Origin of the sequence: Gordonia prachuapensis (assembly GCF_036350515.1) — a bacterium.
Taxonomy (GTDB): Bacteria; Actinomycetota; Actinomycetes; order Mycobacteriales; family Mycobacteriaceae; genus Gordonia; species Gordonia prachuapensis.
In genome coordinates this window covers 105356-119983 of record NZ_JAZDUE010000005.1, presented here as the reverse complement: position 1 = coordinate 119983, position 14628 = coordinate 105356, and the positions used below count along the sequence as shown (strand labels likewise).

Genomic DNA, 14628 nt, shown 5'->3' with positions numbered 1-14628 from the left:
GGGCTGGTCGACACACCAGCCTACCGTCGGCGTGCCCGGCTGGTGACACCCCGCACGATGGAGCGCAGCTTGCCCAGTCGAGCGCCGATCTCCCGCTCGTGGCCGTGGTCGGTCGGGTGGTAGTAGTCGACGCCGACGAGATCGTCGGGGGCATACTGCTGCGCGAGGACTCCGTCGGGGTCGTCGTGGGGATACCGGTAGCCGATCCCGCTGCCCAGAACCTGTGCCCCCGCATAGTGACTGTCCCGCAGATGGGCCGGCACCGCACCCGACTTGCCTGCTTCGACGTCGGCGATTGCGGCGCCGATCGCGGATACCACTCCGGCGGATTTGGGCGCGGTCGCCAGGTGGATCGTTGCCTGGGTGAGCGCGAGCTTCGCCTCCGGCATCCCGACCAGTGCGACGACCTGCGCCGCGGCGACGGCCGTCTGCAACGCGGTCGGGTCGGCCATGCCGATGTCCTCACTGGCGTGGATCATCAGGCGGCGAGCGATGAACCGCGGGTCCTCCCCCGCGACGATCATGCGGGCCAGGTAATGCAGGGCGGCGTCGACATCGGAGCCGCGGATCGACTTGATGAATGCGCTGGTGACGTCGTAATGCTGGTCGCCGTCGCGGTCGTAACGCACGGCGGCACGGTCGATCGCGGCCTCGACGTCGGCGACGTCGAGCAGTGGCGGCCCAGCCGGTTCACCCGGGTCGTCGGGCGGCTCGCCTTCGGTCGATTCCGCGTCGGTCGGCTCGCCGACGTCGTCTCGCAGCGCGGCATCGGCGCTGGCCTCCAGTGCGGTGAGCGCGCGGCGCGCATCCCCACCGGCGACCGCGACCAGGTGATCGAGCGCCGGGTCGGTGATCCGGACGCGGCCGTCGAGACCACGCGGATCGGCGATGGCCCGCTGCAGTACCTCCCGGATGTCCTGTTCGGTGAGTGACCGGAGTCGCAGCACCAGCGAACGCGACAACAGGGGCGCAACCACCGAGAACGAGGGGTTCTCGGTGGTCGCGGCGACGAGCAGCACGATGCGGTTCTCGACGGCGTCGAGCAGGGCGTCCTGCTGGGTCTTCGAGAAGCGGTGGACCTCGTCGATGAACAGCACTGTCTGTTGTCCGTCGACCAGCCGTCGCCGAGCGACATCGATCACGGCACGCACTTCCTTGACGCCCGCGGACAGCGCCGACAACGCCTCGAAGCGACCTCCGGTTGCGCGCGAGATCAGCGCGGCCATCGTCGTCTTCCCGGTGCCCGGAGGTCCGTAGAGCAGCACTGATGCGGCTCCGGAGCCACTGATGAGGCGTCGCAGCGGCGAACCGGGGCCCAGCAGATGCTGCTGTCCGACGATCTCGTCGAGCGTCTGCGGCCGCATCCGGACGGCGAGCGGTGCGGTCGTCGGCGCCACCGAGGTCAGTGACAAGCCGTTCACACCCACCCCGGCAGGGGCCGCGCCGGCGGGTGGGTCGAAGAGCCCATCCATCGCGCTGTCAGGTCAGCCAGGATCGCTGCAACGCCGCGCCGACCCGCGCCGCGAACTCCGCGACCACCTGATCGCCGCCGCGGACCGCCGCGGCGGACAGATCGGTCCAGCGCGCCACGACGACCCGCGGGTCGTTGGTGTGCAGCGCCCAGTCGTGTGTGTAGCCGGCCGGGCTGACCTGCGGCACCTCGACGGATGCGACGCCGTCGTGGGCGGGCAGCATCCAGATCGTGGACAGCCACGTCCACAGCAGCCGCGCGGTCAGGATCTTGCGAGAGCTCTCGCCGTTGTGCCCCAGAGCGGGCCAGATCCCGTGTACTTCCGACCGCCATGCGTCGACCATCGCTATCTCGAGGTCGGTGCGATGGCCGCTGTTGACCGTCGACAGCTGCGCGCCGCACGTCACCAGGGCGTAGGCGATGTCGAGCGTGGCGTCACGAAAACCGCCCCACTCGTAATCCATGAACTGGACACCTTCGTCGTTGAGCATGATGTTCTCGGGTCCGACGTCGGACGGGCTGAACGCCCGGTGGTCGCCCTCCGGGAACAACAGGCATGCCGCAGCGAGCCGATCGTGCACGTCGGAGGGCAGGTCGACGCCCAACCGCTCCAATTGGGCGGATGCGTCGGCGACCGCGCGGACGGCGGACTCACCGAGGATGTCGCCGTCGGCGGTGCCGGCGTCGCGGCGCAGGATGGCCCGGAAGTCGAACTCGCCGCCCACGGTCGCGGCGTGCATCCGGCCGAGCGCCTGGCCCCACGCGCTGACTGCGTGGGATGCCTCGATCGCGTCGGTACCCGACAGCAGCGAGTTCATCGACCGGCCGTGCCCGAGGTCGGTGAGCACCAGGACACGGATCTCCGGGTCGGAGGCGATCAGCTGCGGGCCCGGCCGCGACTCGTTGGGCAGGGCGGTGGCGTACTTGTAGGAAGCGAGTTCGCGATGGAAGGCGCGCGGGTCCTCGTCGGCGGGCAGCGCCTTGATCACCAAGGTGCGGTCCATCGACAAGGGGTTGGCCAGCACCCGTGCCCGTACGACGACCGTGCGGCCGCTGCCGCCGAGATCCTCGGGATCGGCGAGGGTGACGGAGGAACCGGCCCGATGCGAGAGAACCGCCTCGGCCGCGCGCACCACACCGGCGATGCGACTCTCAGTTATTACCGTCATGTCATCAACCAACCTACCCAATCCAGGATCGAGGCGTCACCGTCTTCATCCTTCTGCAACCGAGTTACCGCCCGTTGCGTCGACGCTCAGCCAGATCCTGTCTCGCACAACAAGGATCGCGCGCGTCCGGCGTGTCGTCACGCGCCGTCATCCATTCGGACCACCTTCGCCGCGGGTCCGTGACCTGCGCGCGATCAGTCCGTGGCCTGCGCCTCGACCTCTGATTCGGCCCCCGAATCAGACCCGGTGGCCTCATCGATCGGACTGACGTCGACCGACACGTCGATCCGACTCTTCTTCGACTCGGTGTAGATCACGCCACGTAGCGGCGGGACGTCGTCGTAGTCGCGCCCCCAGGCGACGGTGACGTGGCGTTCGTCGACGAGTTTGTCGTTGGTCGGGTCGAAGGCCACCCAGTCGTCGCCGGGCAGCCAGACAGCCGCCCAGGCGTGGCTCGCGTCGGCACCGAAGATCCGTTCGGCGCCCGGCGGCGGGTCGGTGGCCAGGTAGCCGGATTCGTACCGGGCGGCGAGGCCGACGGACCGCAGACACGCGATGGCGAGCCGCGCGAAGTCCTGGCAGACCCCCATACGGCGTTCCAGAACCGTGTCCACCCGCGTGCTGATGGCGGTCGAACCCGATTTGTAGGTGAAGTCGCGGAAGATCCGGCCGGTGAGGTCGGTGACCGCCTCGATCGTCGGTCGACCCGGCGTGAACACGCCTGCGGCGTAGTCGCGCACCGCGTCGGTGATCTCGGGCGGATACAGGTCGAGGGCGAACTCGGTCGCGGCTGCCCCGGCGACGCCGACCGCGGCAGGGCGGGCAAGCTCCCACGGCCCGAGGGCGGCCGGGGACAGCAACACCCCGGCATCGGGCGGGTCGACCTCGACGACGGAGTTCGCGGTGACGGTGAGCTCGTCGTGACTGCTGCGGACGTGGAAGTAGGAGTCGCTGTTGCCGTACACGTCGACGCCGGTGGACCAGTCGTCGGGTTCGGGTTCGATCCGCACGTCGGCGGAGATCACCCGCTGACCGGGTAGGTCCCGCGGAGTCAGATAGCACCGGCCATAGGACGACGAGACGACGTCGTCGTACGTATAGCAGGTGCGATGCATCACGCGGTAGCGCCGGGTGCGGCCGGGCTCGGTCACGGCGACACACCTCCCCCACCCCAGATCGGCTGGGCCTGGCGAGGCGGCGCGAAGCGGGTGCGATTGAGCACATCGGACAGATCCCGGACACCGGTGCCCAGCGCCGTCATCAGATCATCGAGGTCGCTGCGGTGACCCGCGGTGTCGACGGTGGCGAGATCGTCGGGGTCCGAGCGCCGCAGTTCGGCGACGAGTTCCTCGACGATGCGCTCGGCTGCCGCGGACCGCAGCGCGTCCGGCAGTGCCGCGAGGTTCTCTTGCATGCGGCTGAACTGGAAGGTCAGCGAACGTGGGTTGGACTCGTCGAAGAACAACAGCTCCGCGACGGCGTCGAGTTGGTAGAGGCCGCGGTTGCGTCGCCGGTAGATCACCGACGACTCGTTGGCCACGAGATAGGACTCCAACAACGCCTGCTCGATCTCTCGGTCGCGGTGGTCGGCGAACAGTGCACGGGTGAGGTCGACGAGGGTCACGGCCCGCTCGATACGCCGGCCGATGTCCATGTAGCGCCAGCCGGCGTCGTGCACCATCGATTCGGCCTGCAGTCCGGCCAGCGCCAACACCCCGTGCAGCACCTCGTCGTGGGCGTGGCCGAGTTCGGACCCGAGGTCCAGCGCCGAGTCCGTGGAGTCGTCGCCTGTATCTCCCGACTCGCGCGCCGTGCGGACCTGCGTGGTCAGTTGCTCCAGGGCCCGTTCCACGGGCGCCAGCACCATCCAGGTGCTCGTCGACATCTGGTCACGCACTGCGCGTGCGGACGCGACGAGGCGTTCCACGGAATGCGCGATGGTGCCCGGGATGAGGCGTGCCGCCGTGAGGTCGGTCAGCTTGGCGATCGCGTCGGCGACGCGTTCCGGGCTCGGCGAGCTGTCCTCGCCCGAGATCAATTCGTCGGTGCGCAGATAGGTGGCGGTGCCGGTGACGAGTCCGGTGGCATGCAGCACGAGCGGAACCGCGGCCGTACCGCTCATCCACGGCCGGTACTGCACCTCCTGGTATCGCTCACGGGCCACCTTGGCCAGCCGGGTGGTCGCCTCGGTTCGTTCTCCGTACCGGCCGAACCAGAACAGGTCGGCGAGCACACGGGGGCTGGCCGCGGCGGCGACGTCCGAGTACTCGAGCGTGCGGGCGGGCCGTGTCGCACCACGCGCCACCGCCTCGTCGACGGCACCCGCAGTGGTCGTCGATCGTCGGGAGACGTGTCCCCCGACATCGGCGCTGGTCACCCAGATGTCCTTGGCGGCGACCGTGCGGACCGCGGAACCGGCCGGGCCGTCGGCCAGCACGGCGCCGAGGCCGCCGGGCATCACCGCGTAGGTCGGGCCTTGCGCGACGCTGAACGCGCGGATGCCCACCGGCGCGGCGCGGAGTGCGGCGGTCCCCGGTCCATCTGTTCGGCCGGGGGTCATGGTCGGTGCCACGGAGTACGGGCGCAGCTCCCGGCCCACCCACTGCCACGTCTGCGCCTCGACGCGGGCGGCGAGCTCGGCGCGGGCGGCGGCGTCGACGAGCGGAACCACGACCTCTTCGCCGGATCGGACGTTGCTCAGGACCATGCTGTCCATATCGGCGAGGATCTTGCCGCGCTGCAGATCGTCGCCGGCCCAGTAGGTGGGCACCGACGGCAGGGCGAGTTCTTCGTCGATGAGCACCGGTGCGAGCTTCTCCAGGACGGTGTGCATCGCCGGGCTCTCGACGACGCCGGCGCCGAGGGTGTTCACGACGGTCACCGTCCCACGCGAGATCGCCTCCACGAGGCCGGCGACACCGAGGCGGGAATCGGTCCGCAGGTCCAGCGGGTCGGCGTACTCGGCGTCGATGCGGCGCAGCAGCACGTCGACCCGCTTGTGCTTGCCCAGCGACCGCATGTAGACGACGCCGTCGCGGACGGTGAGGTCGTTGCCCTCCACAAGCGGGAAACCCAGGATCGAGGCCAGATGGGCCTGGTCGAACGCGGTCTCCGACATGCTGCCCGGGCTGAGCACCGCCACGGTGGGGTCATCGACACCGGGCGGCGCGTAGTCGAACAGGGCGAGGCGCAGTGTCCCCACGAAGGTGGTCACCGGCCGCGGCGCGCAGGTCTGGAAGAGCTGCGGGAAAGTTCGGGAGAGGAGTCGCCGGTCGATCATCGCGAAACCGATACCCGACGGCGCCTGCGTGCGGTCGGCGAAGACCTCGAACCGACCGTCCGGGGCGCGGCCGAGGTCGATCGCGTGCAGGAACAGCGCGTGCGGCCCGGGCACCTCCAGTCGTACGGCCTTGCGGATGTAGGCGGGGTGTCCGAACACCATCTCGGGCGGGATCAGACCGCTTCGGATGGTCTTCTGATCCCGATAGAGGTCGCGCAGCAGCAGGTCGAGCAGGGTCGACCGCTGGATGATCGCCTTCTCCAGATCCGACCACTCGACACCGTCGACGAGCAGCGGCACCGGGTCGACCTGCCAGTCGCGGGCCACCGTCGTCGACCCGACGACCTCGTTGTAGATCACGCCTTCGTCGCGGATCGCGGTCGCCAGACGCGTCGCCGCGGCGCGCAGTCGCGGGTCACCGCGCAATCCGTAGCCCGCCACCAGATCGGTCCAGGCGGGCCGGACGCGGCCGGAGCCATCGATCATCTCGTCATAGGGGGTGGGCGTTGCAGTGCCCGCCGCATCAGCGGTGGCGAGCCGCTCCACGTCGAACAGGGCGGAACCGTCGGGGCGATACCGGTCGAACACCGTCGGCAACCCGGTGCCGGCGGTGTTGCCGGACGAAACAGTCACCGGAGAACTGTACGTGCCCGACGCAGATCGAGGATGGCCGGTACCCCGGTGTCGGTGGCGATCCGCGCCTGTCGTTCACGCAGGAGTCCGACGTCGACCGACCCACTGGTGTGGCCGGCCGCCTCGAACCGTCCGTTGCGGCGTGACTCGGCCTCGACCGCGTTGACCGGTGGGCGGTCGTACGCCCGTCCGCCGGGGTGGACGATGTGGTAGGTCGCGCCGCCCACCGACCGTTCCGACACCGTGTCGACGAGATCGAAGGTCAGCGGGGTGTCGACGGTGATGGTGGGGTGCAGCGCACTCGGCGGTTGCCAGGCGCGGAACCGGATTCCGCCGACCTGCTCGCCGGTGCGGCCGGTCGGACGCAGCGGGATCGGGTAGCCGTTGCAGGTGAGCAGGAACCGGTCGTCCTCGCCGCCGAGGACGCGGACCTGGACACGCTCGATCGACGAGTCGACATAGCGGGCGGTACCCATTCCGGTCGACTCCTCGCCCAGGGTGTTCCACGGTTCGATGGCGCCACGCAGTTCCACCTCGTGGTCGCGGATCTGGACGGTGCCCAGCCGCGGGAAGCGGAACTCGGTGAACGGGTCGAGCCACGCGGTGTCGAACGGGTAGCCCGCGGCGCGCAGTTCCTCGGCGACCGCGGCGATGTCGGCGATCACGTAGTGCGGCAGGAGGTACTTGCCGTGCAGGTCGGCGCCGTGGCGGATCAGTCGTCCGCGGTAGGGCTGCTCCCAGAACCACGAGACAAGCGACCGCACGAGCAGGGACTGCACCATCGCCATCTGGTGATGGGGCGGCATCTCGAAGGCACGCAGTTCCAGCAGGCCGAGTCGGCCGCGCGGCGAGTCCGGGCTGTAGAGCTTGTCGATGCAGAACTCCGCGCGATGGGTGTTGCCGGTGATGTCGGTCAACAGGTGGCGCAGTGCCCGGTCGGTCACCCAGGGGTTGGGCGGCGCGTCGACCCCTTCTGCCCCGCCGGCCTTGACCGCGAGCCGATCGATCTCGGCGAAGGCGATCTCGAGTTCGTACAGCGACGATTCCCGGCCCTCGTCGACGCGCGGCGCCTGCGAGGTGGTGCCGACGAACCGACCGGAGAACAGGTACGACAGCGCCGGGTGGCGCTGCCAGAACGTCAGCATCGACACCAGCAGATCCGGTCGGCGCAGCATCGGCGAATCGGACGGGGTCGGCCCGCCGAGAGTGATGTGGTTGCCGCCGCCGGTGCCGCCGTGGCTGCCGTCGAGGTCGAACGTCTCGGTACCCAGCCGCACGCGCCGCGCATGGTCGTAGAGCGATTCGAGGAGTTCGGATTGCTCGCCGAAGCCGTTGGTGGGCTGGATGTTCACCTCGATGACGCCGGGGTCGGGTGTCACGGTGAGAGATGTGAGACGGCCGTCTGCCGGTGGCCCGTAGCCCTCGATGACGACCGGTGTGTCGATGGCCGCGGCGGCGTCCTCGACCATCTCGACGATCGCGAGGAACTCCTCCAGTGTCCCGGTCGGCGGCAGGAAGACGTACAGCACACCCCCGCGCATCTCGGCGACGACGGCGCTGCGGGGCACGAACGCGGCCGGGTCCATCTCCTTGACCGACCAGCCGAGGGCCTGCGCCGGGTCCTCGGGAAGCGGCTCCGGTCGCGCTGAGGGATCCGACTCGAAGAGTGTCGGCGCCGGCCCCCAGGACAGCGAGTTGAGGGGCAACCGCAGGCCGGCCGGCGACGTGCCGGGGGTGAGCACCAGGCGGCCGCGGCGAGTCGTCCAGCGGGCGCTCTGCCAGGCGGTCTCGTCCTCAGAACGGCTCAGCGGCAACACGTAGGCGGTCGGCGCGGTCACCGCCTCGTCGAGCTTGGCCAGCAGTGCGCGACGGGCCGGGGTCGAATCCGCGGGCGGCTCGAGGTCCTCGTCCGCATCGGCGGCCTCGACGGCGGCCTCGGCGAGCTGCGCGGAGACGAACGTCCGCAGGGTCGGGTCGGCGCCCGGATCGCCGGGCGGCAACGCCGCGAGGTCACGCATCCGCAGCAACGGATCCTCGAACGCCGGCATCACCTGGGACAGCGGCAGCCCGAGCCGTCCGGCGAAGGCGGTGAGAAGTTTCTGTGCTGTCTCCGACGACCCTCGGGTGCCCGGCGCCGGTCCGCTGGTCTCCACCTCGATGCTCGCCTGCGCCTCGGCGCGGCTCGCCCAGGGGTCGGCGAGGAGTTCGGGGCGACGCCAGATCGGCCGGCCGTCGGTGCGCCACGTCAGCGCGATCTGCCAGCGCGGCAGGGGTTCACCCGGATACCACTTGCCCTGGCTGCGCTGGACGAGGCCGGCGGGTGCGTATTCCGTCTTGAGTCGGCCCGCGAGTTCGGAGGCGAGGGCGCGCTTGTGGGGGCCGTCGGCCGCGGTCGTCCACTCGGGGTCGGTCTGGTTGTCGATGGAGACGAATGTGGGTTCGCCGCCCATCGTCAGCCTGACGTCGTTGGCCGTCATCTTCTCGTCGAGGGCGAGGCCGAGCTCCTGCACGCGTTCCCACTGCGACGGCGTGTACGGGAGGGTGACGCGCGGGTCCTCGTGGAAGCGGGTGACCGTGTTGGAGAAGTCGAGCGTGGCGTGGCACGGTCCGGTCGCCCCGGTGATGGGCGCGGCGCCGCCGGGATTCGGGGTGGCGGCGAGCGGGATGTGGCCTTCGCCGGCGAACAGCCCGGATGTGGGGTCCATGCCGACCCAGCCGGCACCGGGGAGATAGACCTCGGTCCAGGCGTGCAGGTCGGTGAAGTCGGCGTCGGGTCCGGACGGGCCGTCGATCGACTTGATGTCGGACGTCAGCTGCACCAGATAGCCCGACACGAAACGGGCCGCGAGGCCGAGTTCGCGGAGCACCGCGACGAGCAACCATGCGGAGTCACGGCAGGAGCCGATCCCGCTGGCGAGGGTGTACTCCGGCGTCTGGACACCCGCCTCCAGGCGCACCGTGTAGCCGACGGCCTGCTGCACGGCCTGGTTGAGGGCGACCAGGAAATCGATGATGCGGATCTTGCCGGTCGGCTTGTGCCTGGCGGCGAACTCCGCGACCGACGGATGCACCGGGGCGCCGGTGAATTCGCCCTCGGTCACACCCACCGGCCGAAGGAAGATCTCCAGATCGTTGCGCAGTTCGTCGGGATACACGAAGCCGTAGTTTTCGGCCCAGTCCTCGATGAAGAAATCGAACGGGTTGATCGCGGTGAGATCGGCGATGAGACTCACCGTGATCGACAGTGTCGACGACGGCTCAGGGAACACCAGCCGCGCCATGTAGTTGCTGAACGCATCCTGTTGCCAGTTCAAGAAGTGTTCTGCGGGTTCCACTTTCAGCGAGTACGCCTCGATCGGCGTCCGCGAGTGGGGCGCGGGCCGCAACCGCACCACGTGCGGGAAGATCTTGGCCGATCGATCGAATGCGTAACTCGTGCGATGCTCGAGGGCCACCTTGATCGTCATGGTCAGAAATCACATCACAATTAGCGACCCGATGCCGAGTATGCGGGCGGCGTCACCCGCCCGCATGGACCGCGCCCGGTGCGAGGTCAGGCACCGCCCGGCGCGGCATCGGCGGGCGCACCCGCATCCCCCTGCTGCTTGCGGGGTACCGGCTTGGCGTCGATACCGGATTCCTTGCGCTGGGCAGCCGTGATCGGTGCCGGCGCGTCGGTCAGCGGGTCGACGCCGCCGCCCGACTTGGGGAAGGCGATGACCTCACGGATCGAGTTCTCCCCGGCCAGCAGTGCCGTGATGCGGTCCCAGCCGAAGGCGATGCCACCGTGCGGGGGCGCGCCGAAGGCGAAGGCGTCGAGCAGGAACCCGAACTTCTCCTGCGCCTCGTCGTGGCCGATCCCCATGATCTCGAAGACCCGCTCCTGCACGTCGCGGCGATGGATACGGATCGAGCCGCCGCCGATCTCGTTGCCGTTGCAGACGATGTCGTAGGCGTAGGCCAGTGCGGCGCCCGGGTCGGATTCGAGGTGCTCGAGCGACTCCGGTTTCGGGGCGGTGAAGGCGTGGTGCACGGCGGTCCACGCGCCGGAGCCGACTGCGACGTCGCCGGACGCGGTCGCATCGTCGGCCGGTTCGAACAGCGGGGCATCGACGACCCAGGTGAACGCCCAGTCATCGGGCTTGATCAACCCGAGTTTCGACGCGATCTCGCCGCGCGCGGCGCCGAGCAGCGCACGTTGGGCCTTGGCCGGGCCGGCGGCGAAGAAGATGCAGTCGCCCGGTTCGGCGCCGACGTGTGCGGCGATCCCGGCCCGCTCGGCGTCGGAGAGGTTCTTGGCCACGGGCCCGCCGAGTTCCCCGTTCTCGCCGACCAGGATGTAGGCCAGCCCCTTCGCGCCGCGTTGCTTGGCCCATTCCTGCCAGGCGTCGAGTTGACGGCGCGGCTGAGACGCTCCGCCAGGCATGACGACTGCACCGACGTAGGGTGCCTGGAACACCCGGAACGGGGTGTCGGCGAAGAACTCTGCGCATTCGACGAGTTCGATGCCGAACCGGAGATCCGGCTTGTCGGAGCCGAACCGGCGCATCGCGTCGGCGTAGGTGATCCGCGGGATGGGCGTGGTGATGTCGACGCCGATGAGCTTCCACAGGGCGACGAGGATCTTCTCGGACAGGGCGATGACGTCGTCCTGGTCGACGAAGCTCATCTCGACGTCGAGCTGGGTGAACTCGGGCTGGCGGTCGGCGCGGAAGTCCTCGTCGCGGTAGCAGCGGGCGATCTGGTAGTACCGCTCCATCCCGGCGACCATGAGGAGCTGCTTGAACAGCTGCGGGCTCTGCGGCAGCGCGTAGAACGTGCCCGGCTGCAGACGGGCCGGCACGAGGAAGTCGCGTGCACCCTCCGGTGTCGAGCGCGTCATGGTGGGGGTCTCCACCTCGACGAAGTCGTTTTCGGCGAGCACGCTGCGCGCGGCGGCGTTCACCTTGGACCGCAGGCGGAGGGCGTGCGCGGGGCGCTCGCGCCGCAGATCGAGGTAGCGGTGCCGCAGGCGCGCCTCCTCGCCCGGGTTCTCGTCGAGCTGGAACGGCAACGGGGCGGACGCGTTGAGCACGTCGAGGCCGACGGCGTTGATCTCGATCTCGCCCGACGGAAGGTTGGGGTTCTCGCTGCCCTCGGGGCGCACCTCGACGACGCCGGTGACGGCGACGCAGAATTCGGCGCGCAGCCGGTGTGCGGCCTCGGCGACGGCTTCGTCGCGGAACACGACCTGGACGAGACCCGAGCTGTCACGGAGGTCGATGAAGACGACGCCCCCGTGGTCACGACGACGCGCCACCCAGCCGGCGACGGTGACGGTCTGCGAGGCGTCGGCGCGGCGCAGCGAGCCGGCGAGATGCGTGCGGAGCACTCAGGGGTCCTTCCAGGGGGATCGAAGCGAATCTCGGCTCATCCTACTGACGTGACCTGGACCGAACCCCACCCGGGCAGCCGGGCGAATATGCTCGACCGTGCCGACTCCGGCGCGCCGCCGGGCCGATCGGATGTGGAGCCGGGACAAGGAGCGAGGATGGTTTTTCAGGGCGACGGTCCCCTCGACACGGGCTCGGTCTCCGGCGGCGGTGGCGGCGGCGGTGTGGGACGGATCGCCGTCGGAGGTGGCGCCGGACTGATCATCACCATCGTCGCCCTGTTCCTCGGCGTCGATCCGGGATCGCTCACGGGTGGGACGTCGTACGGCGGCGGCACATCCAACAGCCAGGACGTGGCGCAGATCAACGAGCACATCCAGTCGTGCACCATCGAGAAGGCCAACGTCGACACCATCTGTCGTATCGTCGCGACCACCAACAGCCTCGACGACGTGTGGTCGGACCTCATGCCCGGGTACACGCCCCCGAGCACGAAGATCTTCACCGGCGCGGTCACCACCGGCTGCGGACCGGCATCGTCGGCGACCGGGCCGTTCTATTGCCCGGCCGACCAGACCGCCTACTTCGATCCCTCATTCTTTGCCCAGTTGGAGCAGATGGGCGGCAGCGACGGTCCTCTCGCGCAGGAGTATGTGGTCGCGCACGAGTACGGCCATCACGTCCAAAACCTGACGGGCGCCCTGCAGCGGGGCAACCAGATGGGCTCGCAGGGTCCACGATCGGGGTCGGTGCGCGTCGAGTTGCAGGCCGACTGCCTCGCCGGTGTGTGGGCGTTTCACGCGGACAAGGGCCCGGACGCCATGCTTGAACCGTTGACCCAGAACCAGATCGACACGGTGATCCAGACCGCGAAGGCGATCGGCGACGACACCATCCAGGGCGCGAACTCCAACCCGGAGGGCTGGACGCACGGCTCGGCCGAGCAGCGCTCACGCTGGTTCACCATCGGGTATGACTCCGGCAACCCCAATCGATGCGACACGTTCGCGACCAACGACCTATGAGCAGCGAACCGAGCGGTATGGCCGCGTCGTCGCCGCGGACGCCGAGTGTGGTCGACCGGATCGCGGAGCGATACCTCGCGGATCAGGCGGCGCTGGATCCCCTGTTCGCGACCGAGGTCGGGTTGCCGGGTCACGATCACCTGCTGACCGACTTCTCCCCCGCCGCCTGCGCCGCGCGCACGGCCGAGGCGCGCGCCACCGTGCATGCGCTCGGTGAGGCGCACGTCGTCGACGACGTCGATCGCGTCACGGTCGCCACCATGTCGGCGTCGCTGCGTCGTGAGATCGCCCTCGCGGAGTCGGGTGAGCGGGTCGGCGACTGCAATGTGATCGCGTCACCGCTGCAGGCCGTGCGCGACATCTTTGATCTGATGCCGACCGACAGCGCGCCGGAACGCGCGGTGTTCGTGGAACGGCTACGAGCGCTGCCCGAGTGTGTCGACACGATCATCGACGGACTGCGGCATCGGGTGGCGCACGGTCCGCCGATCGCGCGACGCCAGGTCGAGTTGGTCGCGGCGCAGGCGGACGGGGCGGCCGAGGCGATCGCAAGCAACACCGTGCCGATTGCCGATGACCCGGCGCTCTCGGGGCCGCTCGAGGTGGCGCTGGGCGATGTGCGCGTGGCGTTCGGTGCGCTCGCCGCCGTGCTGCGGGCGGAGGTGGCGCCGGTGGCGGTGACGAGGGACGGGATCGGCCGGGAGCGCTATCTGCGTCATCTGCCTGCGTATCTGGGGGCCGATGTCGATCCGGACGAGGCCTATGCCTGGGCCCTGGACCGGCTCGCCGCGATTGTCGCCGAGCAGGCCACGCTTGCCGACGAGCTGCTTCCCGGCGCGACGGTACCGGAGGCGATGGCCCATCTGGACACGTTGCCGCGCTACGCCATTCACGATCGGCACGAGTTCGTCGCATGGATGCAGGAGCTGTCCGACCGGGCGGTGGAGGGTCTGACCGGCACACATTTCGACATCCCGTCACGGTTGACGCGGCTGGAGTGCCGATTGGCGCCGTCGTCGACGGGGATCATCTATTACACCCAGCCGAGCGCCGATCTGTCCCGGCCCGGCCGGATGTGGTGGTCGGTGCCGCCCGAACAGGACGTGTTCCACACGTGGCAGGAGACCACCACCGTGTTCCATGAGGGGGTGCCCGGTCATCATCTGCAGATCGGGGCGGCGATCGTCAGTGACGATCTGAACGCGTGGCGCAAGCTCGCCTCGTTCACATCTGGGCACGGCGAAGGTTGGGCTCTGTACGCCGAGCGGCTCATGGCGGACCTGGGGTGGCTCGACGATCCGGGAGACCGGATGGGCATGCTCGATTCGCAGCGTCTGCGGGCTGCGCGTGTCGCCGTCGACATCGGAGTGCACTGCGGTCTTCGGGCGCCGGCGGCACTTGGTGGTGGTACGTGGGACGACGAGAAGGCATGGCAGTTCCTGACCAGTTCGGTGGCGATGGACCGGGCGGTGCTGCGATTCGAACTCAACCGCTATCTGGGGTGGCCGGGACAGGCACCGTCCTACGCTCTCGGACAACGGGTCTGGGAAGAAACCCGCACCGCGGCACTCGCCGCCCATCGGGACTGGACCCTCAAGGATTTCCACACTCGGGCGCTCGCCCTCGGTGGGGTCTCGCTCGACGTACTCGCCGACGAACTCACCGAGCAGTGACCGCC

Annotated in this window: 8 protein-coding genes; 2 read left to right on the top strand and 6 right to left on the bottom strand. The window is 69.4% G+C overall.

Annotated features, from left to right (window positions below; all coding sequences use genetic code 11):
• Positions 1-20 precede the first annotated feature (20 nt).
• From V1Y59_RS07625 to aspS, 6 genes are all read right to left on the bottom strand, one after another.
• Positions 21-1472, bottom strand: coding sequence for a replication-associated recombination protein A (locus V1Y59_RS07625; protein ID WP_330504216.1), 1452 nt, complete (start codon positions 1470-1472; stop codon positions 21-23).
• A gap of 7 nt (positions 1473-1479) precedes the next feature.
• Positions 1480-2640, bottom strand: a complete 1161-nt coding sequence (locus V1Y59_RS07620) for a hypothetical protein (protein WP_330504215.1) — start codon at positions 2638-2640, stop codon at positions 1480-1482.
• Between the two features lie 194 nt (positions 2641-2834).
• Positions 2835-3755, bottom strand: coding sequence for a transglutaminase family protein (locus V1Y59_RS07615; RefSeq protein ID WP_330504344.1), 921 nt, complete (start codon positions 3753-3755; stop codon positions 2835-2837).
• A gap of 32 nt (positions 3756-3787) precedes the next feature.
• Positions 3788-6553, bottom strand: coding sequence for a circularly permuted type 2 ATP-grasp protein (locus tag V1Y59_RS07610; RefSeq protein ID WP_431309124.1), 2766 nt, complete (start codon positions 6551-6553; stop codon positions 3788-3790).
• Positions 6550-10020 carry a transglutaminase family protein gene (locus tag V1Y59_RS07605; protein WP_330504214.1) on the bottom strand — a complete coding sequence of 1157 codons (3471 nt, stop codon included), beginning with the start codon at positions 10018-10020 and terminating at the stop codon, positions 6550-6552. The genes V1Y59_RS07610 and V1Y59_RS07605 overlap by 4 nt, the downstream gene beginning before the upstream one ends.
• Positions 10021-10106: 86 nt before the next feature.
• Complete coding sequence (gene aspS, locus V1Y59_RS07600) at positions 10107-11924, bottom strand: aspartate--tRNA ligase (protein ID WP_330504213.1); 1818 nt, start codon at positions 11922-11924, stop codon at positions 10107-10109.
• A 159-nt stretch (positions 11925-12083) separates the two neighbouring features.
• On the opposite strand from aspS, the gene ypfJ reads away from it, so the two are divergent.
• A complete protein-coding gene (gene ypfJ, locus V1Y59_RS07595; RefSeq protein WP_330504212.1) occupies positions 12084-12950 on the top strand; it encodes a KPN_02809 family neutral zinc metallopeptidase in 867 nt (288 codons plus the stop codon).
• Positions 12947-14623 (top strand): DUF885 domain-containing protein, encoded by a 1677-nt coding sequence (locus V1Y59_RS07590; RefSeq protein WP_330504211.1) that lies wholly within the window; start codon positions 12947-12949, stop codon positions 14621-14623. Before ypfJ ends, V1Y59_RS07590 begins: the two co-directional genes overlap by 4 nt.
• Positions 14624-14628 lie beyond the last annotated feature (5 nt).